At 68.1% G+C, this 22,336-nt stretch carries 17 protein-coding genes; 10 read left to right on the top strand and 7 right to left on the bottom strand.

Going from position 1 to position 22,336, the window contains the following annotated elements; genetic code table 11:
• Positions 1–3 precede the first annotated feature (3 nt).
• Together DFO65_RS14520 and DFO65_RS14515 are read right to left on the bottom strand one after the other, a co-directional pair.
• Positions 4–1,509 (bottom strand): CoA transferase, encoded by a 1,506-nt coding sequence (locus DFO65_RS14520; protein ID WP_113905169.1) that lies wholly within the window; start codon positions 1,507–1,509, stop codon positions 4–6.
• Positions 1,510–1,609: 100 nt separating this feature from the next.
• On the bottom strand, positions 1,610–2,575 hold the full coding sequence (locus DFO65_RS14515; RefSeq protein WP_245940803.1) for an NAD(P)-dependent oxidoreductase: 966 nt from the start codon (positions 2,573–2,575) through the stop codon (positions 1,610–1,612).
• Between the two features lie 110 nt (positions 2,576–2,685).
• On the opposite strand from DFO65_RS14515, the gene yczR reads away from it, so the two are divergent.
• The 3 genes from yczR (at position 2,686) to DFO65_RS14500 (ending at position 5,604) form a co-directional block, all read left to right on the top strand.
• A complete protein-coding gene (gene yczR, locus DFO65_RS14510) occupies positions 2,686–4,119 on the top strand; it encodes a MocR-like transcription factor YczR (RefSeq protein WP_113905167.1) in 1,434 nt (477 codons plus the stop codon).
• A gap of 411 nt (positions 4,120–4,530) precedes the next feature.
• Complete coding sequence (locus DFO65_RS14505; RefSeq protein WP_113905166.1) at positions 4,531–5,274, top strand: SDR family NAD(P)-dependent oxidoreductase; 744 nt, start codon at positions 4,531–4,533, stop codon at positions 5,272–5,274.
• Between the two features lie 132 nt (positions 5,275–5,406).
• Entirely contained in the window at positions 5,407–5,604 is a 198-nt protein-coding gene (locus DFO65_RS14500; RefSeq protein ID WP_113905165.1) for a hypothetical protein, read from the top strand.
• A 43-nt stretch (positions 5,605–5,647) separates the two neighbouring features.
• On the opposite strand, the gene DFO65_RS14495 is transcribed toward DFO65_RS14500, so the two are convergent.
• The 3 genes from DFO65_RS14495 to DFO65_RS14485 are packed head-to-tail and all read right to left on the bottom strand — an operon-like array spanning position 5,648 to position 8,857.
• Positions 5,648–7,195: a tripartite tricarboxylate transporter permease gene (locus DFO65_RS14495; RefSeq protein ID WP_113905164.1), complete on the bottom strand. Its 1,548-nt coding sequence runs from the start codon at positions 7,193–7,195 to the stop codon at positions 5,648–5,650.
• 1 nt (position 7,196) lies between these two features.
• The gene (locus DFO65_RS14490) at positions 7,197–7,874 is read right to left on the bottom strand and encodes a tripartite tricarboxylate transporter TctB family protein (protein ID WP_113905163.1); all 678 of its coding nucleotides are present in this window, start codon (positions 7,872–7,874) and stop codon (positions 7,197–7,199) included.
• Complete coding sequence (locus DFO65_RS14485) at positions 7,871–8,857, bottom strand: Bug family tripartite tricarboxylate transporter substrate binding protein (protein WP_245940802.1); 987 nt, start codon at positions 8,855–8,857, stop codon at positions 7,871–7,873. The genes DFO65_RS14490 and DFO65_RS14485 overlap by 4 nt, the downstream gene beginning before the upstream one ends.
• 336 nt (positions 8,858–9,193) lie before the next feature.
• Between DFO65_RS14485 and DFO65_RS14480 the strand changes: the two genes are divergently transcribed.
• From DFO65_RS14480 to DFO65_RS14460, 5 genes are all read left to right on the top strand, one after another.
• Positions 9,194–11,374 (top strand): S9 family peptidase, encoded by a 2,181-nt coding sequence (locus tag DFO65_RS14480; protein WP_113905161.1) that lies wholly within the window; start codon positions 9,194–9,196, stop codon positions 11,372–11,374.
• 173 nt (positions 11,375–11,547) lie between these two features.
• Positions 11,548–12,534 carry an ABC transporter substrate-binding protein gene (locus tag DFO65_RS14475; RefSeq protein WP_113905160.1) on the top strand — a complete coding sequence of 329 codons (987 nt, stop codon included), beginning with the start codon at positions 11,548–11,550 and terminating at the stop codon, positions 12,532–12,534.
• Positions 12,535–12,579: 45 nt separating this feature from the next.
• On the top strand, positions 12,580–13,557 hold the full coding sequence (locus DFO65_RS14470) for an ABC transporter permease (protein ID WP_113905159.1): 978 nt from the start codon (positions 12,580–12,582) through the stop codon (positions 13,555–13,557).
• A gap of 5 nt (positions 13,558–13,562) precedes the next feature.
• Positions 13,563–14,354, top strand: a complete 792-nt coding sequence (locus tag DFO65_RS14465; protein WP_113905158.1) for an ABC transporter ATP-binding protein — start codon at positions 13,563–13,565, stop codon at positions 14,352–14,354.
• 188 nt (positions 14,355–14,542) lie between these two features.
• Positions 14,543–15,943, top strand: coding sequence for a TIGR01777 family oxidoreductase (locus DFO65_RS14460; RefSeq protein WP_113905157.1), 1,401 nt, complete (start codon positions 14,543–14,545; stop codon positions 15,941–15,943).
• A 93-nt stretch (positions 15,944–16,036) separates the two neighbouring features.
• Here the strand turns inward: DFO65_RS14460 and DFO65_RS14455 are convergent, their stop codons facing one another.
• On the bottom strand, positions 16,037–17,266 hold the full coding sequence (locus DFO65_RS14455) for a cobalamin-independent methionine synthase II family protein (RefSeq protein WP_113905156.1): 1,230 nt from the start codon (positions 17,264–17,266) through the stop codon (positions 16,037–16,039).
• Between the two features lie 200 nt (positions 17,267–17,466).
• Between DFO65_RS14455 and DFO65_RS14450 the strand changes: the two genes are divergently transcribed.
• A complete protein-coding gene (locus DFO65_RS14450) occupies positions 17,467–18,348 on the top strand; it encodes a hypothetical protein (protein WP_147233366.1) in 882 nt (293 codons plus the stop codon).
• A 229-nt stretch (positions 18,349–18,577) separates the two neighbouring features.
• Here DFO65_RS14450 and purL read toward each other — a convergent pair whose 3' ends face one another.
• Positions 18,578–20,908 (bottom strand): phosphoribosylformylglycinamidine synthase subunit PurL, encoded by a 2,331-nt coding sequence (purL, locus tag DFO65_RS14445; protein WP_113905154.1) that lies wholly within the window; start codon positions 20,906–20,908, stop codon positions 18,578–18,580.
• 166 nt (positions 20,909–21,074) lie between these two features.
• Between purL and trhO the strand changes: the two genes are divergently transcribed.
• Entirely contained in the window at positions 21,075–22,004 is a 930-nt protein-coding gene (gene trhO / locus DFO65_RS14440) for an oxygen-dependent tRNA uridine(34) hydroxylase TrhO (RefSeq protein WP_113905153.1), read from the top strand.
• Positions 22,005–22,336 lie beyond the last annotated feature (332 nt).

Here is a 22,336-nt window from a genome sequence, read left to right as displayed (position 1 = left end):
CCCTCAGTCCAGACCGTCGTCGCTCCACGCCGCGGGGTCGGAACCCCAGGGGTGGAGCGGCGTCGGATAGTCGGTGGGAGCGCCCGGGAAGTCGAGGACCGGAGGGGCACATTCGACCGACACCGTGGTCCCGGCGGTCGTTGCCACCGGGACCACCGTGCTCGGGAGAGCGGTGGGCTGTCCCGGCTCGTTCGGGTGGTCCGGACCTGACCAGGCAACAGCGGATCCGGCCGCCAGGAGCTCGTGGCCGATGCGGGCGAGGCTGATGCTCACGGCGAACGATCCACCGTGGGCTCGCTGTCGGCGCAGCGCCGTGGCGATGGCCGCGGCGAGGAAGTGTCCGGACGAGTGGTCGAGAGCCTGGACGGGCAGCGCACCCGGGGTTTGGCCGCCGTCGTCGCTCTCGGCCACGGCGATCCCGCACGCGGCCTGGACGAGGCTGTCGAACCCTCGGCGTCGGCCCCACGGGCCCTCGGTGCCCCACGCCGAGAGCTGAGCGACGACCAGACCGGGATGCCTCTCGAGGAGCTCCTCCGGGTCGAGTCCGAACGCCGCCAGTGTAGAGGGTCGGTAACCATGGACGACGACATCCGCGTCCTCGAGCAGACGCTCGAACACCTCCCTGTTACCGCGGTCGCGCAGATCGAGCAACGTCGTACTCTTGCCCTGCCCGGTGTCGAAGTGCTGCCACTCGGGCTCCGGGAGATCCGGACTGTCGATGCGCAGTACCTCGGCTCCGGCCAGAGCGAGATCCCGCGTCGCGACGGGACCGGCGATGACCCGGGTGAGATCGAGGACGCGAACCCCGGACAGGGGAAGCGACCCGGTGGTCCTCCACGGTTGCGGTCTGCCTCTCTTCCATGGTCGCGGCCCTTCGTTCTTCCAGGACCGAGGTTCGGCACCCGCGTGGGTGGCGAACCCCAGCACGGGGGCCGACCCGATGTGCGCGAACTGCGGGTGTCGGTGCCATTCCTCGATGTCGCGGACCGCGAGTGCCAGAGCTCCCGAGCGCGCGGCCTGCTCTTCCAGCTCCAGCGCCGGCCACGCGCGGATGGCGTCGGCAACGGCGAACTTCTCGGCATCGTCGGGAAGCCCGAGCAGGATCAGGATTCGGCGCGCATGGTGCGGATAGTTCCCGTGCGTGCGCACCCAGCCATCCGATGCCTGCCAGAACCCGGACAGCGGAGCCCACACCGCGGGCGGTTCACCGTCGATGCGCAGGACCAAGTGACTGCCGAACGACGCCTGGACCCGCGAGGCGTCGACGCGGACGCGGTGATCACGGCCGCCGGTGGCTTTTCGGTCCTCGGCCACGAGAGTCATCGCCAGGGACGCGAGGGCGACGCTGTCGACGGCGAGTTCGCCCACCCTCAGGTTCGACGTCCAGATGGGCAGCCCCGTGGGCGGTGCGATGCGTGCGAGCTCGTCGGCGGTGAGCGCGAGCGTCGAGGCGACTGCCGCGCCGACGTGATGGAGGGCAGCTCGGCCCTCTCCAGTGACGAGCCCCACACCTCCCGCTGGGACGAGTGTTCCCTCTGCCCCGGTTGAATGCTTTGTCGACTGCTCGTCCATCATCCCTGCCCCATCGCCCGTCTCGCCGCTGCTGTGCTCATCGTCCCAAGCTTCCCTTGCCGGAACCAGGGGCCGGGGAAGCGTGGTGGGTGCGTGCCCGGATGGCTGTGATCACCGCGGCCATGTCGTCCCCGCCGTGGCCGGACGCCTCGGTCTCCGCGAACAGTCGCTCGCATACGTCCATGAGCGGAGAAGCGTGCCCGGACCGCCGGGCCTGGTCGACGATGAGTCGACAGTTCTTGCGCACGTCCGGAATCGCGGCTTGGGCAGTCCAATCGCCGTGCACGAGCTTCTCGCTCTTGGCCCTCGACACGACCGAGGACATCGGACCGGCGTCGAGGATCTCGCGCAGCAGCCCGGTGTCGAGGCCGTTCTCCTCGGCGAAGTGGAAGGCTTCGGCCAGACCGGTGACGACGGTGATGAGGAACGTGTTGACCGCCAGCTTCATCGCCAGCGCTCCCGGGACCTGCCCGCAGCGGACCACGGAACGACACATCGCGCGCAGATGAGGCTCGACCTCGTCGAGGACTGGGCGGTCTCCCGCTGCCATGGCGATGAGGTCACCGCGTTCGGCCGGTTCCCGGGATCCGGAGACGGGAGCCTCGACGTAGGAACCGCCTCGGCGCTCGACCTCTGCCCCCAGGATCCGCGAGTACTCATGGGACACGGTGCTCATGAGCACGATGATGCGGCCGCGCAGGTCGAGGGACCCGTCGCGGGGGAGCACCGCGTCGACGGCGGCCTCGTCGGAGAGCATGAGGAAGACGACGCGGCAGGACTCGATGACAGCGCCCGCAGTCGGGGCCACATGCGCACCCATCTGTGCGAGCGCCTCGGCGGGAGACGGGGACCGATTCCACACCATGAGCGGAACGGACCGCGCAAGGTTCGCCGCCATCGCCGAGCCCATGAGCCCCAAGCCGATGAACCCGACCGTCGGGGTCGCGGTCCCGGGGCTCACGGTGCCGGTCGCCGGTCTCATCCGGCTCTGATTCGTCCCCATGCTGCTCTCACTCCTCGTCATGCCGCGCTCACTCGTTCGCTGTGCGGTGGAGGCAATCCAATCGCGAAGACGGCGGCGTGGTACAGGGCCACTTCGGTTACATTGGACTCATGGGCAGCTCCCGCCTCTCTGCTCGCACCCTCCTCGGCCTCATCGGGGAACTCGACCCCGATCGGCCCGTCTACCGGGTCATCGCCGAGCGCATCCGACTGCTCATCCTCGACGGCAGGATTCCCGTGGGAACCCGACTGCCGTCCGAACGGGAACTCGCGGCACAGTCGGCGCGGAGCCGGACGACCGTCGTCGCCGCCTACCAGAGTCTGCGCGAAGCAGGCTTCCTCGTCAGCCGCCAGGGCTCCGGCAGCATCGCCTCGCTCCCCGAGGCGACCGGCAGTGGGAGAGCCGGCCGGATGATCGACTTCGCCCGGGCCGTGCCGCCGCCGGTCGAGGGACTCAAGGACCTCTTCGCCTCGGTGCCGTTCGCCGCGGCCCTCGACGGTCCGGGATTCGACCTGCAGGGGCGACTCGCACTGCGCAGCGCGCTCGCCGCCAGGTACTCCGCACGTGGACTCCCCACGACGCCCGAGCAGATCATGGTGACGATGGGCGGCCAGCATGCCATCGCGCTGCTCGCCCATACGCTCATCTCGCGCGGTGACCTCGCGCTCATCGAAGCCCCCACCTACCCGCACGCGTGCGATGCGCTCCGGCGGGCGGGAGCAAGACTCGTCACGACCCCCGTGACCAGCGCCGGGTGGGACGTCGACCACCTCCTCGATCTCCTGAAGACGACGCGCCCTGCCGTGGCCTACCTGGCACCCGACTTCCACAACCCCACCGGCTCGTCCATGCCCGCAGAGGAGCGGAGAGCCATCGCCGAGGCGGCTCATGGCGTCGGCACGACCCTGATCATCGATGAGACCACCGCCGATCTCGACATCGACCGGGGTTGGGACGACGGACCCTTCGCCCGTCATGCGCTGCGGCGATCGCCGACGAGCGGTGCCGGAGTGGTCACTCTCGGCTCGCTGAGCAAATCGATCTGGGGCGGGCTGCGGCTCGGGTGGATCCGGGCGAGCACCTCGGTGATCCGGCAGCTCATCCAGGCCCGACCGGCCGGCGACCTCGGCACCCCGCAGATGGAGCAGCTGCTCGCGGAGCAGATCCTCGCCGTCCTGCCCCGGCTGCTCGATCAGCGCCGCGAGCTCCTCCTCGCTCACCGCACCGCGCTCAGTCGGCTGCTTGCCGAGAATCTGTCGCAATGGACGGTGCCCTTGCCGACAGGCGGGCTGTCACTGTGGGCTCAGCTCGATCGCCCACTGAGCTCGGCACTGACCAGCCTGTGCGAGGCACACGGACTGTCGCTGGTCGCGGGGCCGAAGTTCTCGATCGACGGAGCCTTCGAGAGGTTCATCCGCCTGCCCTTCACCTCCCCGATCGCCGACCTCGACGAGGGTGTGCGCACCCTGGCGGCGACATGGGCACAGCTGACCGGAAGTGGTGCCGTCGGCCACACGGAACCGCGTGGGCTCGAGGTGGTCTGAGCGGGAAGGAAGAACGCTTGTCGCGGGAGGGATGATTGCCGGTTGCGGAAGTGACGGTTGCCGGTCGCGGGACGATTGCCGGTCGCAGGACGATTGCCGGTCGCAGTTGTGACAGTTGCTGGTCGCGGGAGCGCGATCGCTGGCCGTAGGCTCGAGGTTCGGCCGACACCCGACGCGGGCGGAACGGGGATCCACTTTCGCGAAGTGGATCGCGACGAGTCGGACTCGGGCGTGGTCGACTGTCGAGAGGCCCGGTCGAGGAGACCGGCGCCCACGATGGGCCAGCGCCTACGATGGCCGACGCCTACGATGGGGCCGATGCTGAAGTGGGCAGTGCGGAGAGGCGCAGTGAATGGACAGAGGAGCGCAGTGAATGGACAGGGGAGTGCAGTGACCGAGCAGAGGAGCACCATGGGATCGACAGCCATCGTCACGGGCGGCAGCCGGGGGATCGGCGCCGACATCGTCCGCAGGCTTGCGCGGGCCGGCCACCACGTCTTGCTCGTCTACAGTGCGGACGACCGCGGCGCCGAGGAGACTGCTACGCGGTGCGCGACTGCGGACGTCGCCGTCGAACCGCTGAAGTGCGACATCACGGCCGACGATGCCCCGGCCGGGATCTTCGATGCGGCGGCCCGACTCGGCACTCCCACCACCCTCGTCAACAATGCCGGAACCACGGGGGCGATCAGCCCCCTGAGCGAGGCCAGCGACGAGACGATCCGCACGGTCATCGACGTCAACCTCACCGCGACGATCCGCCTGTGCCGGGAGGCGATGTGCCGGTGGCAGGAGGCCGACGGGCTGCCTCGCAGCATCGTCAACGTCTCCTCCGTGGCCGCGAAGATCGGGTCGCCGGGCGAGTACGTGTGGTACGCGGCGGCCAAGGCCGGAGTGAATGCACTGACGACCGGACTGGCTGTGGAGGCTGCGCCGCTGGGCATCCGGGTCAACGCGGTCAATCCGGGAACGACGAACACGACGATCCACACCCGGGCAGGACGACCGAATCGTGCCGAGGAGGCCGGACGGCGCTCGCCGATGGGCCGGCCGGCCGAGCCGGACGAGATCGCGGCCGCCGTCGAGTGGCTTGTGAGCACCGAGGCGAGCTACGTCAACGGAACGATCCTCGACGTCGCCGGCGGAGTCCGCTGACGGGGACACGCAACGCCGCGACAGCCGGCTCAATCCTCTGAGACCGGTCGTGGCGTCGGCGCCCGGAGAAGTGGCTGGAGCTTCGTCAACTGGCTCAGTTTCCACAGTTTGCCAATTGACGACACTCCAGCCATGCGTTCTGCAAACCGTGCCGTCCAGAGCAGGTCGAGCCACGCCGGGTACTACTCGAGCCATTCAGAGCAAGTCGAGCCGAATACGACGATCGCCGAGGCGGACCCCGGAATCTCCGGGACCGCCTCGGCGATCGCTGTCGTGCCCTGTCAGAAGTTCAGCCAGAACCTCAGCCTGGACTTCAGAACCTCGGTCTGAACCCGAGAACCTTTGAACCTCAGCTTGAACCTCAGACCCTCGCTCACGGCTTCGGGAGGCTCGACTCACGGGGCCGGGTCGCGAACTCGTCGCGCTGCCGACGCCGGGCCAGCACACGGCCGATGCCCGTGTAGACCAGGGCGCCGATGAGCAGCAGGTAGAGCACGATCGTGATCGGCGAGGACACTAGCGTCAGCCAGTTCCCGTCGTTGGCGATGAGCGCATCGCGCAGACTCGTCTCGGCCAGGGGTCCGAGGACCATGCCGATCATCAGCGGCGCCAGCGGCACCCCGTAGCGCTTGAGCACGAAGCTCATGATGCCGATGCCGAGCAGGATGAACAGCTCGAACTGGGATGCCGACGTCGCGTAGATGCCCAGTCCGCAGAACACGGCGATGCCGCCGTAGAGGTACGGCTCGGGGATCTTCAGCAGCTTCGCCCACAGGGGAGCGAACGGCAGGTTGATCGCCAGCAGGACGATCATCGCGAGGAAGAAGCTCGCCAGCAGACCCCAGACGAGCTCGGGGGACCGGTCGAAGAGCAGCGGTCCCGGCTGCAGACCGTACTGGCGGAACGCCGCGAGCATGATCGCCGCGGTCGCCGAGATCGGCAGACCCAGCGCCAGCAGCGCCCCCATCGCGATGCCCGTCGTCGCGCTGCCCGCGGACTCGGGGCCGGCCAGACCGCGGATCGCGCCCTTGCCGAACTGCGGATCCTTGCGCTTGGCGTCGAGCCGGCGCTCGAGACCGTACGACATGAACGTCGGGACGTCCGCACCGCCGACCGGGATGACGCCGAAGGGCAGACCGATCGCGGTGCCGCGCAGCCACGCCGGCAGCGCCTCGCGGAACTCCCTGCCGCTGAGGTACGGGCGGCCCGAGGCGCTGATCGTGTTGTCCTGAGCCTCACGGCGGATGCGCGAGGCGATGAAGAACACCTCGCCCAGGGCCAGCAGGCCCACAGTCACGGTGACCAGCGAGACGCCGTCGAAGAGCTCGGGCGCACCGAAGGTGAACCGTTCGGTGCCCGACACCGAGTCGATGCCGATGACCGAGATCCCGATCCCGAGCACGAGGGCGACGAGGCCCTTGAGCACGGAGTCGGCGACCACCGAGGAGGTCGCGACGAACGCGAAGACCGCCAGGGCGAAGAACTCGGCCGGGCCGAAGTTCGCCGACAGGTCGGCCAGCGCCGGAGCGACGAAGACGACGAGGAAGCACGAGATGAACCCGCCGATGAACGCGCCGATCGCCGCCGTGGCCAGGGCTTGCGGGGCCCGCCCGTTGCGCGCCATCTTGTGGCCCTCGAACGTCGAGGCGATCGCCGAGGCCTGGCCCGGCGTGTTCATGAGGATCGCCATCGTCGAGTCACCGAAGAGACCGCCGAAGTAGACGCCGGCGAACATGATGAACGCCGCCGTGGGGTCGAGGGCGAACGTCATCGGCAGCAGCAGGGCCACGGCCATCGACGATCCGAGGCCCGGCAGCACGCCGACCGCGGTGCCGAGGAAGCAGCCGACGACGACCCACAGCAGGTTCATCGGCGTCACGGCATGAGTGAAGCCCTCGAAGAGGGACAGGAGAGCATCCATGTCAGAATCCACCTCCCAGGATTCCCGAGGGCAGGTTGAGCCCGAGCAGCACCGCGAACGCGAGGTAGACGACCGATGAGAACGTCAGCGCCAGGGTGAGGTCGAACAGCGGCTTGGTCGAGCCCATCGACCGGGCCACGCACCAGAACAGGAGTGCGGCGGCGATGATCCAGCCGGCGAACTCGAGGATCAGGGCGAAGGCGGCGAATCCGCCGGCACCCCACGCCAGGGACACGAAGTCGCTGTGCGTCTTGTGGTGGACGTCCTCGGCGCGCGCCTCGGCGATCGCCTGCCGATCGGCCGGCGGTTCGTCCTCCTCGTGCGGGGCCAGCCGCGACGACGACACCACAGCGGTCGCCGGGGTGGAGAACGCGACGTCCTCCTCCACCTCGGCGGGGATGGGATCGTCGACGTGGACGGGCTCGGGATTGCGGGCATAGGCGATCGCGAGCAGGATCGCGAGCACGTACCCGGCGACCATGATGATCGCCGGGAAGAACTGCGGACCCGGACGGTCGACGTCCTCGGGGACCTCCATCGTCAGCAGCCCGACGAGGAGATAGGTGGAGAACGCCGCCATGATCAGCGGCACCAGCAGACCGGACCGTCCCTGCCACCAGGTTCCCGCGCCGAGGTGATCGGGGCGGTTCGGATTGTGTGCCTTCACCGGCGTGCTCATAGTCCCAGCTCCTTCAGCAGTGCCTCGATGCGGGCGGTGTCCTCGTCGACGAAATCGGCGAACTCCGGCCCGGTCAGCCACACATCGGTCCAGTTGTTGCGCGAGAGCGCGTCCTTCCACTCCGCGCTGTCCCGGGTCTTCTTCAGCAGATCGATGAGCGTCGCCGTGTCCTCCTCGCTCAGCCCGGGGACGCCGAGGTAGCCGCGCCAGTTCGTCAGCGTCACCTCGTAGCCCTGCTCGGACATCGTCGGGATGTCGGTGCCCTCGATGCGGTTGGGGGCGGCCACGCCGATGGCCTTGACGCGTCCCGCCTCGATCTGGTCGGAGACCTCGTTGTAGCCGGTCGACGCGAAGTCCGTCGTGCCCGAGAGCAGGGTCTGGATCGCCTCGCCGCCGCCCGACTTCGGGATGTAGGTGATCGACGATCCCGGGATGCCCGCCTGCTGGGCGAGCTGCGCGATGACGAGGTGATCGACCGACCCGGCCGAACCTCCCGTCCACACGAAGCCCTCCGGATCCTTCTTCCACGCCGTCATGACGTCCTCGAGCGTGTCGTACGGGGAGTCGGCGTCGGCGATGAGGACGTCGTAGTCCTCGGCCACCCGTGCCAGCAGTGTCGTGTCGGAGAACCCGACGGGCGACTTGTTGAGCGCGATCCCGCCGACCATCGCGGTGCCGGTGGCGAGGATGTTGTCAGGCTGGCCGCCCATCGTCGAGAACTTGCCCAGGCCGATGGTCCCGCCGGCGCCGGGGATGTTGACGACCTGCGCGTTGTTGGCGAAGCGGTTGACGCGCATGGCCTGCTGGGTCTCGCGGGCGAACCCGTCCCAGCCGCCGCCGGCGCCGGCCGGGGCGATGATCGTCAGGTTGGTCGCCAGGTCGCCCTTCGCCGAGGCGGAGCGGATGGAGAAGCCGGTCGCGGCGCCGATCGCGGCCACCGCGACCACGCCGTACGCGACCTTGCCGAACAGCCGCCGCGACATTCCCGGATCCTGGCCGCTCGAGTCATGTGTGTGATCAGAGGAGTGGTTCGTCATTGACCAAACTTCCTTCCTTCGCCATCGAAGACAAACGTGGTATCCGTTCAACTCTATGGTGGTCCGCGTCACGGCGCGCAATTGTGCGCACTGAGTGCGTTCTGCCCATTCTGCGACTTCTGCGCATTCTGTGCACGCTGGGGCGGGTGCGCATCGGCCATTCGAGAACCCACCCGACCCTCCTCGACAGGCTGCCTCCCGATGCCCACACAGTACTCGTCACCGCCGTCCTCCCACCGGTGCCACCCGCCCCGCGGGGAGGATCGTGACTAATCTGGGACCATGACTGCTCCCCGGAATCCCGCTGACTCCCCGACCCCGGACACCGCCGAGGCGACCACCTCGGCGCCGGTGGCGAAGAAGATCCCGCACGAGCGCACCCACCACGGGCACACGTTCATCGACGACTACGAGTGGATGCGCGACAAGGAGTCCCCGGAGGTCATCGCCCACCTTGAGGCGGAGAACGCCTGGACCGAGGCGCGGACGGCCCACCTCGAGGAGCTGCGCACGGCGATCTTCACCGAGATCAGGACCCGCATCAAGGAGACCGACATGTCGGTGCCGAACCGGCGCGGGGACTACTGGTACTTCTCCCGGACGAAGGCGGGACTCGACTACGGCATCAGCGTGCGCGTGCCGATCCGGGGCGATGACGACTGGACCCCGCCGGAGATCGGCGAGGAGGAGCTGCCCGGCGAGGAGGTCGTCTTCGACTCCAATGCCGCCGCGGCCGGCCACGACTTCTTCTCACTCGGCTCGTTCTCCCTGTCCGCCGACGGCCGCTACCTCCTCTACGGCGTCGACCACGCCGGCGACGAACGCTACACGCTGCGGCTGCGGGACCTGAGCACGGGCGAGGACCTCCCCGACACGATCGAGAACACGTTCGCCGGGGCGAGCCTCGACCCGAGCGGCCGGTACGTCTTCTACACGACGATCGACGAGGCCTGGCGGCCGGAGAAGGTGTGGCGCCACGTCGTCGGCACCGACAGCGGCGAGGACGTGTGCGTCTTCCACGAGCCCGACGAACGGTTCTTCGTCGGCGCCGGCTTCTCCCGCTCGGACAGGTTCCTCTTCATCGTCACCGGCTCCAAGACGACCACGGGCTTCTGGAACATCGACGCGAGCGACCTCGAGGCCGAACCGCAGGAGGTGTGGCCGCGCGTCGACGGCGTCGAGTACTCCGTCGAGCACGCCGTCATCGCCGGGGAGGACCGGTTCCTCATCGTCCACAACCGCACCCGGCCCGACTTCGACCTCGTCGACGTGCCGGCCGCGAACCCGAGCGGACCCGGCGGCCGCTCGGTCCTCGCCCAGGTCGAGGGACTGCGGATCGAGGACATCGACGCCTTCGCCGGGTTCCTCGCCCTGAGCTACCGCCGCGGCGGCTTCGCCCGGGTCGGCGTCGTCGAACTCGACCACCGGGCCCCCTCCGCACCCTTCTCCGTGCTCCACGAGCTCCCGTTCGACCGCGAGACCGGCACACTGTCCCTGGCCGGGAACCCGGAGTTCGAGCAGACCGGCATCCGGGTCCTCTTCACCTCGATGTCGACGCCGTCGGTGATCTATCAGCACAGCGTCGCCGACGGCACCGACACCGTCCTCAAGCGCCAGCCCGTGCTCGGATCCGTCGACCTCGGCCGCTACACCGAGACCCTCGAATGGGCGAGCGCCGAGGACGGGACGCGGATCCCGATCTCGCTCGTCCACCGCTCCGACCTCGTCACCCCTGGCCGGCCCGCCCCGCTCGTGCTCTACGGCTACGGCTCCTACGAGATGAGCATGGACCCGCACTTCTCCGTCTCCCGCCTCTCCCTGCTCGACCGCGGGGTCGTCTTCGCGATCGCCCACGTGCGCGGGGGAGGGGAGATGGGCCGGCACTGGTACGACCAGGGCAAGACGCTGGCCAAGCGCAACACCTTCACCGATTTCATCGCCGCCGCCCGCCATCTCGTCGACGAGGACTGGACCCGGCCCGACCGGCTCGTCGCGACCGGTGGGTCGGCCGGCGGACTGCTCATGGGCGCGGTGGCGAACATGGCCCCGGATCTGTTCGCCGGGATCAGCGCCCACGTGCCCTTCGTCGACGCGCTCACCTCGATCCTCATGCCGGAGCTGCCGCTGACGGTCATCGAATGGGAGGAGTGGGGCGACCCCCTCCACGACGCCGAGGTGTACGAGTACATGTGCTCGTACTCCCCGTACGAGAACGTCGCCGAGGCGGACCACCCGAAGATCCTTGCCGTGACCTCGCTCAACGACACCCGGGTCCTCTACGTCGAACCCGCGAAATGGGTCGCGAGGCTGCGTGAGGTCGGCGCCGAGGCGCTGCTGAGGACCGAGATGAGCGCCGGCCACGGAGGAGTCTCGGGACGCTACGACTCGTGGCGGGAGACGGCGTTCGACTTCGCCTGGATCCTCGACGTCCTCGGACGGTCGGAGGTCGAGGTCGAACCCTGAGCGGACGCTCGTCCGCGTGATCAGGGCAGAAAGGACGGCTGTCCCCAAAACGTGCGGTTGCTCACAGCTTTGAGTGCCGCCGCATACAGTGGGATAGCATAACGATCGTTGTCGTCCAGGTCACGAAATCCAGAACGGACTGGTCGGGCCCGGAGTCCTTTCAAGGGAGAATCATGCGTCTGAAGAATCTGGCCACGGCAGTCGTGGCCATCAGCTCGGTGGTGGCGGTCTCGGCCTGCTCGGGTGGCTCGGGTGGGAGCGGCGGTGGCGAGGGAGGCGATTCCTACGCGATCGGCGTCTCCCAGCTCGTCCAGCACCCCGCGCTCGACGCCGCCGCTGCCGGATTCCAGAAGAAGTTCGAGGACGAGGGCGTGACCGTCGAATGGGACGTGCAGAACGCCCAGGGCGAGCAGGCCAACGCGACCTCGATCGCGCAGAACTTCGCGAACCAGGACCTCGACCTCGTCCTCGCCGTCGCCACCCCCGCCGCGCAGGCCGCGGCCCAGGCGATCACGAACATCCCGGTTCTCTTCACCGCCGTCACCGACGCCGAGGAGGCCGGACTCGTCGCCTCCAACGACGCGCCCGGCGGCAACGTCACCGGCACCTCCGACCTCAACCCCGTCGCCGATCAGCTGCAGCTGGTCAAGGACCTGCGCCCCGACGCGAAGACCGTCGGCATCGTCTACAGCTCCGGCGAGGTCAACTCGCAGGTCCAGGTCGACCTGGCCAAGGAGGCGGCGAAGGGCCTCGGCGTGGAGATCAAGGAGGCGACGATCGCCAACTCCGGTGAGCTCGGTCAGGCGGTCAACTCCCTCGGCGACGTCGACGCCTACTACGTGCCCACCGACAACAACGTCGTCTCGGCCGTGTCGACGATGGTGCAGGCGGCGGAGAAGAACAAGGCACTGCTCGTCGGCTCGGAGGCCGGCCAGGTCGAACAGGGTGCGGCGATCACCCGCGGCATCAACTACACGAAGCTCGGCGAGCAGACCGCCGAGATGGCCCTGCGCATCCTCCAGGACGGGGAGAAGCCGGCCGACATGCCCGTCGAGACGAGCTCCGAGCTCGAGCTCGTCGTCAACCCGGAAGCGGCGAAGCGCCAGGGCGTCGAGATCCCGCAGGAGATCCTCGACGAGGCCGACACCGTCATCGAGTGACGCAGGCTCGACTGAACAGCTCACCCACCACCTGATCGGAAACCCATGTTCGGAGCGCTCGAGCTCGGTCTCATCTACGCCGCGATGGCCCTCGGGGTCTACCTGACCTTCAAGGTCCTCAACTTCCCCGACCTCACCGTCGACGGAAGCTTCACGACCGGAGGGGCCACCGCGGCGTCCCTCATCATCGCCGGGGCCAATCCCTTCGTCGCGACCCTGGCGGCCATCGGCGCGGGCCTCATCGCCGGGTACATCACCGGGCTGCTCCACACCAAGGGCGGCATCGACGGACTGCTCGCCGGGATCCTCACGATGATCGGCCTGTGGTCGATCAACCTGCGGATCATGGGCAAGGCGAACCTGCCGCTGCTGCGGGAGGAGACCGTGTTCACCCCGCTGCGGGAGAACATGCTCCTGGGAACCTGGGTGTCGATCGCGATCCTCCTCGCCTTCACCCTGGCGCTGAAGTTCGCGATCGACTGGTTCCTCACCACCGATCTGGGCCTGTCGATCCAGGCGACGGGCAACAACCGGCAGATGATCCGCAGCCTCGGCGTCAACACGGACAACACGACGATGCTCACCCTGGCCCTGTCGAACGGGTTCGTCGCCCTGTGCGGCGCCCTCGTCGCCCAGTACCAGGGGTTCTCCGACATCAGCATGGGCATCGGACTCATCCTCGTCGGCCTCGCCTCGGTGATCCTCGGGCAGGCGGTGTTCGGCGACCGCAACATCGTCATGGCCAGCCTCGGCGCCCTGCTCGGGTCCGTCATCTACCGGTTCATCATCTTCCTCGCCCTCCGGGCAGGGCTGGACACCAATGACATGAAGCTGACGACCGCGCTCCTCGTCGTCATCGCCCTGCTCCTGCCGCGGTGGGGATTCCTCAGACGGATCCCGTCCCTGCGCGGCCGGGGCAACCGGGCACCGGCGCAGGTGCCCGACGGCACGACGGACGTCCCCGACCACGTGCCGAGCGTCCCCGCGGGGACGCAGGCCTCGACTCCGACGGCGAAGGGCTGAGGGCCATGCTGAGAATCGACTCCATCTCCAAGACCTTCTTCCCCGGCACCGTCAACGAACGCAAGGCGCTGCAGGACCTCTCGCTCGAACTCGACGAATCCGACTTCGTCACCGTCATCGGCTCGAACGGGGCAGGCAAGTCGACCCTGCTCAACACGATCTCCGGGCGCCTGGGCATCGACTCCGGATCGATCGCGATCGACGGCGCCGAGGTGTCGCGGATGCCCGAGCACAAGCGCGCCCGCTACCTCGGCCGGGTGTTCCAGGACCCCATGGCCGGGACCGCGCCGGACCTGACGATCGAGCAGAACCTGTCCCTGGCGCTGCGCCGCGGGAAGTCGCGCGGGCTGGGCCGGGGGACCACCTCGGTGCGCAGGGAGCACTTCCGCGAGGAGCTCGCGACCCTGGAGCTCGGCCTGGAGAACCGGCTGAAGACGAAGGTCGGTCTGCTCTCGGGCGGGCAGCGCCAGGCGCTGAGCCTGCTCATGGCCGGCTTCACCCAGCCGCGGATCCTCCTCCTCGACGAGCACACCGCCGCCCTCGACCCGCAGCGAGCCGCACTCGTCACCTCGCTCACGGAGAAGATCGTCGCCACCGGCGGACTGACCACCCTCATGGTCACCCACAACATGGAACAGGCGATCGCCCTGGGCAACCGGCTCATCATGATGCACGAGGGACGGATCATCTACGAGGCGACCGCCCAGGAGAAGCAGAATCTCACGGTGAAGACGCTCCTCGGCGAGTTCTCCAAGCTCAAGGGCGCCTCGCTCGGCGACCGGGCCCTGCTCAACTGAGGACTGTTCCGAGCACTCGGACCACGGGCGCCGAGGCGGCGGACCGGTGCACGTGCGCCGGGCGATCCGCGGGTGCCAGCCTCACTCGACCCGGGGCGCCGAGGCGGCAAGATGAATTGTCGCGGCGACCTGGGGCTCGAGGGTGAAACGAGGGTGCCACGGGTCACAAAGGGATCTACAGTTGAATCATGACAGTGTTCGAGAGGACGTCGGAGGTCCCGCTCTCCGCCGAGACCACGTTCCAATGGCATTCGCAGCCCGGCGCGCTCACCCGTCTGTCCCCGCATTGGGCCCAGGAGGTCGTCGAGGAGAGCTACCCGCCGATCTCCCCGGGATCCGTCGCCGAGGTGAAGGCCAGCCTGCCCGGCAGCTACGGTCTCATCCGCCGGCCCTTCACCGCGGTCCACTCCGAGGGCCCGACCCGGTTCTCGTTCGTCGACGAGCTGCGGAAGGGCCCGGTCAGCCAGTGGAAGCACACGCATGAGTTCTCCTCCATGGCCGGAGGCACGAGGATCGACGATCGCATCGAGTTCTCGATGGTCCCGCAGGGCTTCGACTCGGTCGACCGGACCATGGTCCGCTACCTCGAGGCGATGTTCGACGCCAGGGAGAAGCGGATGCTCATGGACTTCGCGTTCCTCGAGCGCATGAACGCCCCGCTGGTCACGCGGAAGAAGGGGCTGCACATCCTCATCGCGGGAGCGAGCGGACTGGTCGGCCGGCAGGTCGCCGCCCTGTTCTCCTCCGCGGGGCACTTCGTCCGCCTCCTCGTCCGCACGGGCAAGAAGCACGACTACGAGGCCCCGTGGAAGCCGGATCTCGGGATCATCAACCCGCGCGACCTCGCGTGGGCGGATGCCGTCGTCCACCTCGGCGGGCGATCGTTCTCCACACGGTTCACGAAGAAGGCGAAGGAGGAGATCTGGTCCTCACGCATCGACTCGACGACGCTGCTCGTGGAGACGATGCGCCAGCTGCCCGAGGAGAAGCGGCCGAAGGTGTTCGTGTGCGCCTCGACGGTGGGCATCTACGGCGAACGCTCGGAACAGCCCCTCGACGAGACCGCTCCGCCGGGAACCGGGTTCCTCGCCGACCTCTGCCGGGAGTGGGAGGCCGTCGCCTCGAGAGCGGAGGAGTTCGGCGTCCGGCGCGTGTCGATGCGCTCGGGCATCGTCCTCACCACGCTCGGCGGGTTCCTCCGGATACAGGCGCCCCTGCACCTGGCGGGGGCGGGAGGACGCCTGGGCAGTGACGACCAGAATCTCGCGTGGGTGTCCCTCGACGATGCGGCCCGGGCCTACGTCCACGCCGTCCTCACCGACTACGTCCGCGGACCGGTCAACGTCGTCGCTCCCCACCTGGTCACGCAGAGGGAGTTCTCCGAGGCGCTCGCCGACTACCTCCACCGACCGGCGAGGATCCCGACCCCCGGGTTCGTCTCCGATCTGGTGCTCGGCCGCGACGGCACCCGCGAACTCGCGCTCGCCGACCAGTCGGTGCGCCCCGAGAGGCTCGAGGAGACCGGATACCAGTTCGCCCACCCGACACTGGCCGACTGCTTCGAGGAGGAGCTCGGACCAGGCGTGTGAGACGCGGCATTCTCGGACCAGGCGTGTGAGACGCGGGATTCTCAGGCGCGGAGATCTGGGACGCGGGAGTGGGCGGCGTGGAAGCGAGCGACGTCAGAGTCGGCGGCCGGCGATCTCGGCGCCCTGAATCAGTGACTGCAGCTTCGCCACGGCGATCTCCGGATGGACCCGGCCGCCCAGGCCGCAGTCGGTGGAGGCGACGACGTTCTCGGGACCGACGAGATTCGCGAACCGTTCGATCCTGTCCGCGACGAGCTCCGGATGCTCGACGACGTTCGTCGCATGGGAGACGATGCCGGGGATGAGGTACTTGCCCTCGGGCAGGGTCGTGTCCTCCCAGATCCGCCATTCGTGTTCGTGTCGGACGTTGGCCGCCTCGAAGGTGATTCCGGCGGCGTTGATCGTGAGGACCTGGTCGACGATCTCCTTGAACGGCAGGTCGGTGACGTGCGGTCCGTGCCAGGAGCCCCAGCACGTGTGGATCCGGACCTGAGCGGGGTCGATGCCGCGCAGGGCGTGGTTGAGGGCGTCGATGCGGATCTGCGTGAATGCCCGGTAGTCGTCGAACGAGGGTTCGGGATTGATCTGATCGAAGTTCTCCGCCAATGATGGGTCGTCGACCTGGACGGTCAGACCCGCCTCGGTGATGGCGAGGTACTCCTCGCGGAGGACGTCCGCCCAGGCCCAGATGAACTCCTCCTCCGTGGCGTAGTGCTCGTTGGCGATGCGGGAGGCCGAGCCGGGGGACAGGGCGTTGATGTAGCCGTCGCGCTCGTCGTAGCCGGCTGCCGCGAGCCCGGCCTTGAGGTTGGCGATGTCGGCCGCGACCTGGTCGTGGCCGGTGTAGCTGATGGGGCCGGTCGCCTTGGGGAACTGGGGCTGATGACCGGTGTCCGCGCCGGCGTGCGGATCGGCGTAGACGCCGGGGAACAGGTTGCGGTCACGCCGATCGGGGAAGCTCGTGAGGACGATGCTGCCGGGCGTCGATCGGTTGGCGGGGATCTCCCAGAGGTTGACGTCGTGGAGCTCGAGCCCGCCGGTGCGGGCGAAGGAGTAGTGCCACCACGCGCCGTAGTCGAAGTCGGAGGCCATGGCATGGCCGTATTCACCATCGTTGGGGAGCGAGATGCCGAGGTCCTTCTGCCGCTGGACGAGGTCGACGACGCTGGCCCGGAGGAGGTCGTCGTACTCCTTCGAGTCCGCCTCGGTGACGGTCTGCCCGGCGAGTCTCGCGGTGTTCTGCGCCTGCTTGGCCTTGTTGGCGGCGATGAGCTCGGGCGTGCGGGGCAGGGAACCGGCGTGCGAGGTGCGGATCGTTGCCAAGGAGGACTCCTTCGGTTCGTGGGTCGGTGCGGCCCGGGAAAGGCCGACCCGGGAGGGCCGATTCGGCCTGGGGCCGACCTTCAGGCAATCACATCGGCTCTTCCGCGGGTCCGAGGCGTGTCATCCCGGGTCACGATCGTCATCGAGGGTCATGGTGCGTGGGGATGGGCGGCTCGGTCGAATCTGGATAGAGTGGGCCGATGAGCTACCAGCAGCCATCGGGTCAGCGCGGACCTGGACGGCCGGACGATCAGAACCGGTCGCCCCACCAGCAGCAGTACGGTCAGGAGTGGAATCCGCCCCACCCGCCGCGGAGGCAGGAGCAGCATCCGGCCCACGCGTCTCGGGGGCAGGACTGGAATCCCTCCCAGCCGCCTCGGCCGCACGAGTGGAATCCCGGCCACCCGCCTCGGCGGAGGTCCCCGCATCCGGGATGGCCCGCGCGGGCGCTCTTCTGGAGTTCCCAGGTCATCGGTGCGATTCCGGGCCTGGTCATGGTCCCGCTCCTCTACACCTCGCTCGGAGCCGCCGGCTCGTCGATCGTCGGGGCCGTCTCCATGTCGGTGGGACTCGTCGCGCTGCTCCTCGGCATCGCGGGGCTGCTGCTGGTCAAGGGCACCTCATGGACACGACGGATCGTCGGAGGGGCAGTGTTCGCTGTGACCAGCATCTACGCCCTGGTCGTTCCGATGCTCATCCCCGGCCTGCTCTACGGATCCACCTTCGACGTCGAATTCGCCGTGCGGGCGCAGCAGATCGTCCAGGTCGTCAACTCGATCGTCATCGTCTCCGGCGTGCTCATCGCCTGGAACGTCACCCGCAACCGGAAGTGGTGGCTCCACCTCATCGCGGTCGGCGCGGCGATCGTCTCCGCCGGGATCGTGGTGCTCACGCAGTTCGCCTTCACCACGATCCACGTCCTCTATCCGGCCATGGTCCCGGTCACGCAGATCCTGTCCCTGCTCCTCGTCTTCGCCGCGCTCGGCCTGCTCCATCTGCTCGGCTCGCGTCCCGGTGCCGCCGTAGCGGTCTCCGCCTCCGACCCCGGAGCACCCGCCGCGACGAGGTTCGGGCCGGGCTGAGACTTTTCGCGGCAGCGGCCGCGTGCGGCAGAATCCGGCGCCGTGCGTGGCAGAGGGTGACACGCCGCACGCAGCAGAAAGGGCCGCCCCTTCGAGTGAAGAGGCGGCCCTTTCATGCGATGGCGGGGCTCGGCTGAAGCGGCGCCTCGGCTGCAACGACACTCAGCTGATGCCGCAGCTCAGCCGTGCCGCGCCTCGGCCGATGCCGGGGCTCAGCCGATACCGCAGCTCAGCCGAAGTGCTTGGGCAGGGTGCCCTGATGCACCTCGGCGAGTTCGCTCAGCGGGAGGCGGAAGTGGTCGACGATCTCGAGGCTCGCCTCGTCCTCGCCGGTGTCGGTCATGCCGATGCGGATGAACGGGAAGTTCCGCGCGGTGCACATGTCCTTGAAGCGGACCTCCTCCGACCGGGGCACGGCCACGATCGCCCGTGCCGTCGACTCGGAGAACAGGGCCGTGAACACATCGACGCCATCGCGCTCGCACAGTTCGCTCAGCCACACACGTGCACCGGTGCCATAGCGCAGGCACGACTCGACGAGCGCCTGGGACAGTCCGCCTTCGGACAGGTCGTGAGCGGCGTCGACCATGCCGTCGCGGGAGGCGTTGATGAGGATCTCGGCCAGCTCCTTCTCGGCCTCCGGCTTGTACTGGGGAGGAACCCCGCCGAGGTGACCGGCCGAGACATCGGCCCACGCCGAGCCGTCGAGCTCGTCGTCCGTGGTGCCGAGGAGGTAGATCGTCTGCCCGGGCTCCTTCCAGCCGCTCGGGGTGGCGCGGGTGACGTCGTCGAAGACGCCGAGGACCCCGACGACCGGCGTCGGGTGGATGGCCACTCCGCCGGTCTGGTTGTAGAGGGACACATTGCCGCCGGTCACGGGCACGCCGAGGTCCTGGCACGCCTCGGCGAGGCCTTCGACGGCACGCGCGAACTGCCACATGATCTCCGGGTCCTCCGGCGAGCCGAAGTTGAGGCAGTCGGTGACGGCACGGGGGATCGCGCCCGAGGCGGCGACGTTGCGGTAGGCCTCGGCCAGCGCCAGCTGGGCGCCGCGGGCGGGATCGAGGTAGCAGTAGCGGCCGTTGGCGTCGGTGGCGATGGCGACTCCGAGCCCGGTCTCCTCGTCGACGCGGACGACTCCGGCGTCGTCGGGGAACCCCATCGCCGTGTTGCCCTGGACGTACTTGTCGTACTGGGAGGTGATCCATTCCTTCGAGGCGAGGTTCGCCGATCCCGCGAGTTGGAGCACCGTGGCCCGCAGCTCGAGGTCGTCCTTGGGCTTGACCAGGCCCGCATGGTCGACGGTGTTGGCAGCCACCTCGGTGGTCCATGACGGCACGACCATCGGACGCTCGTAGACGGGACCGTCGTGGGCGACCGACCGCGGCGGCACGTCGACGATGACATCGCCGTGCCATTCGATGATCAGGCGCCCGGTGTCGGTGACCTCACCGAGGACCGAGGTCTCCACGTCCCACTTGCCGACGATCGCCAAGAAGTCGTCGAGGCGATCCGGGCGGACCACGGCCATCATCCGTTCCTGCGACTCCGACATGAGGATCTCCTCAGGGGTCAGGGTCTCATCGCGCAGGAGCACGTCGTCGAGGGCGATGTGCATCCCGCCGTCACCGTTGGAGGCGAGCTCGCTCGTGGCGCAGCTGATGCCGGCCGCGCCGAGGTCCTGGATGCCCTCGACGACGCCGGCGTGGAAGAGCTCGAGGCAGCATTCGATGAGGACCTTCTCCGCGAATGGGTCGCCGACCTGCACGGCGGGGCGCTTCGAGGGTTTCGTGTCGTCGAAGGACTCCGAGGCGAGGATCGACGCTCCGCCGATCCCGTCCCCACCGGTCCGGGCGCCGAAGAGCACGACCTTGTTGCCCTTGCCCGACGCATTGGCCAGCCGAATGTCCTCGTGGCGGAGGACGCCCACGGCCAGCGCGTTGACCAGCGGATTGCCCTGGTAGACCGAGTCGAAGACGGTCTCGCCGCCGATGTTGGGCAGGCCGAGCGAGTTGCCGTACTGGCTGATGCCGGAGACGACGCCGTGGAGCACGCGCGAGGTGTCCGGATGATCGACCGCGCCGAAGCGCAGCTGATCCATGACGGCGACGGGACGTGCTCCCATGGAGATGATGTCGCGCACGATTCCGCCCACACCGGTGGCCGCTCCTTGGTGGGGCTCGACGTAGCTGGGGTGGTTGTGGGACTCCACCTTGAAGGTCACGGCCCAGCCGTCGCCGATGTCGACGACTCCGGCATTCTCGCCGATTCCCACCAGCAGGTGCTTCTTCATGTCCTCGGTGACCTTCTCACCGAACTTGCGCAGGTGGACCTTCGAGGACTTGTAGGAGCAGTGCTCGGACCACATGACCGAGTACATCGCCAACTCCGCCGAGGTGGGGCGGCGCCCGAGGATCTCCCGGATGCGCGTGTACTCGTCGGCCTTCAGTCCGAGTTCGGCGTAGGGCTGGTCCACATCGGGATTCGCGGCGGCGTATTCGACGGTCTCCTTGACCTTTTTCGAATTCGCGGTGGCATCCTGCACGGAGTTGCTCGACATATCCTCTGGCGGCCCTTTCTCAAGACATGGCAGTCGGAACCAATCTTAGCCGGGGTCACCCGACGGACCTGCGCCGCGGTGCGTGCATCCGCCTCGGTCGGCGGGCGAGGGGGACGGTGCCGGGTTCCTGGGGGAGGGGTGGAGGCCCGCTGATTAGAATGCGGGCATGGCAACTCCCAAGATCGTTCTCTTCTATGTCTTCACCCCATTGCCCGATCCCGAGGCGATCAGACTCTGGCAGCACACCCTCGCCGACAGTCTTGGTCTCAAAGGACGCGTGATCATCTCCAAGGACGGCATCAACGCGACGATCGGCGGAGACATCGACGACGTCAAGCAGTACGTGCGCGCGACCAAATCGTACGCGCCGTTCAAGAAGGCCGACATCAAGTGGTCGAACGGCGAGGGCGACGACTTTCCCCGCCTGAGCGTCAAGGTCCGCCCCGAACTCGTCACGTTCGGAACGCCCGACGAGATCACGGTCACCGAGAACGGCGTCGAAGGCGGCGGCACCCATCTCAAGCCCGGCGCCCTCCACAAGCTCCTCGACGAACGCGGCGACGACGTCGTCTTCTTCGACGGACGCAACGCGATGGAGGCCCAGATCGGAAAGTTCCGCAACGCCATCGTTCCCGACACCGAGACGACCAGGGACTTCATCGCCGAGATCGAATCGGGCAAGTACGACGACCTCAAGGACAAACCGGTCGTCACCTACTGCACCGGAGGCATCCGCTGCGAGGTCCTCTCCGTTCTCATGAAGAACCGGGGGTTCGAAGAGGTCTACCAACTCGACGGCGGGATCGTCCGCTACGGAGAGACCTTCGGCAGCTCCGGGTACTGGGACGGTTCCCTCTACGTCTTCGACAAGCGCATGCACGTCGAATTCGGGGACGGCGTCGAATCGATCGGCCATTGCGCCTCCTGCGACGCGAACACTCCGCTCTTCGTCAACTGCGAGAACGCGGAGTGCCGAAAGCAGTATCTGCGCTGTGAGGAGTGCACGGCCAACGGCCGCCAGCCACTCTGCCCCGACTGCGTGCAGTCACGGGGCCTCGCCGAGGCGGCTCCCGAACTGGCCATCACCAGTTCCTGAGGGGACGGGAGGCGGCTCGCCGGCGGCCGTCGTGGGCCCTCGAGCAGGGTCGAATCCGACCTGTGGTGGGGGTCACGGTGGAATTGTCGGTTTGGAGTTGCGTGGTGGGGTTGGGCTGGTCTAGAGTTATATCTCGTTCGCCTCGCAGGAAACGGGCCGGTCACGGATCGTTTCCACCAGGTGTGACCAGGGTAAACACCGGTCACCACCGGTTGCGGGGAGGGAACACCAATGATGACCGACACCCCCGGGTAGCTGCAGGTTCACTGTGGTGGGTTTGGGTGTGTGTTTGTGGTTTGAGAATCCAATAGCGTGTTTGTTTGAAAACAATG

It is taken from the genome of Brevibacterium sanguinis (assembly GCF_003315415.1).
GTDB lineage: Bacteria > Actinomycetota > Actinomycetes > Actinomycetales > Brevibacteriaceae > Brevibacterium > Brevibacterium celere_A.
Note: the sequence above shows the minus strand (reverse complement) of the source record. Positions and strands in the feature narration are given on the sequence as shown.

Bases quoted from the DNA above. Each gene is read 5' to 3' on its own strand.
- DFO65_RS14475 (WP_113905160.1), top strand. From the start codon at position 11,548: ATGCGTCTGAAGAATCTGGCCACGGCAGTCGTGGCCATCAGCTCGGTG.
- DFO65_RS14450 (WP_147233366.1), top strand. From the start codon at position 17,467: ATGAGCTACCAGCAGCCATCGGGTCAGCGCGGACCTGGACGGCCGGAC.
- trhO (WP_113905153.1), top strand. From the start codon at position 21,075: ATGGCAACTCCCAAGATCGTTCTCTTCTATGTCTTCACCCCATTGCCC.
- yczR (WP_113905167.1), top strand. From the start codon at position 2,686: ATGGGCAGCTCCCGCCTCTCTGCTCGCACCCTCCTCGGCCTCATCGGG.
- DFO65_RS14480 (WP_113905161.1), top strand. From the start codon at position 9,194: ATGACTGCTCCCCGGAATCCCGCTGACTCCCCGACCCCGGACACCGCC.
- DFO65_RS14495 (WP_113905164.1), bottom strand. From the start codon at position 7,195: ATGGATGCTCTCCTGTCCCTCTTCGAGGGCTTCACTCATGCCGTGACG.
- DFO65_RS14470 (WP_113905159.1), top strand. From the start codon at position 12,580: ATGTTCGGAGCGCTCGAGCTCGGTCTCATCTACGCCGCGATGGCCCTC.
- DFO65_RS14460 (WP_113905157.1), top strand. From the start codon at position 14,543: ATGACAGTGTTCGAGAGGACGTCGGAGGTCCCGCTCTCCGCCGAGACC.
- DFO65_RS14515 (WP_245940803.1), bottom strand. From the start codon at position 2,575: ATGGGGACGAATCAGAGCCGGATGAGACCGGCGACCGGCACCGTGAGC.
- DFO65_RS14500 (WP_113905165.1), top strand. From the start codon at position 5,407: ATGCGTTCTGCAAACCGTGCCGTCCAGAGCAGGTCGAGCCACGCCGGG.
- DFO65_RS14485 (WP_245940802.1), bottom strand. From the start codon at position 8,857: ATGTCGCGGCGGCTGTTCGGCAAGGTCGCGTACGGCGTGGTCGCGGTG.
- DFO65_RS14490 (WP_113905163.1), bottom strand. From the start codon at position 7,874: ATGAGCACGCCGGTGAAGGCACACAATCCGAACCGCCCCGATCACCTC.
- DFO65_RS14465 (WP_113905158.1), top strand. From the start codon at position 13,563: ATGCTGAGAATCGACTCCATCTCCAAGACCTTCTTCCCCGGCACCGTC.
- DFO65_RS14505 (WP_113905166.1), top strand. From the start codon at position 4,531: ATGGGATCGACAGCCATCGTCACGGGCGGCAGCCGGGGGATCGGCGCC.
- purL (WP_113905154.1), bottom strand. From the start codon at position 20,908: ATGTCGAGCAACTCCGTGCAGGATGCCACCGCGAATTCGAAAAAGGTC.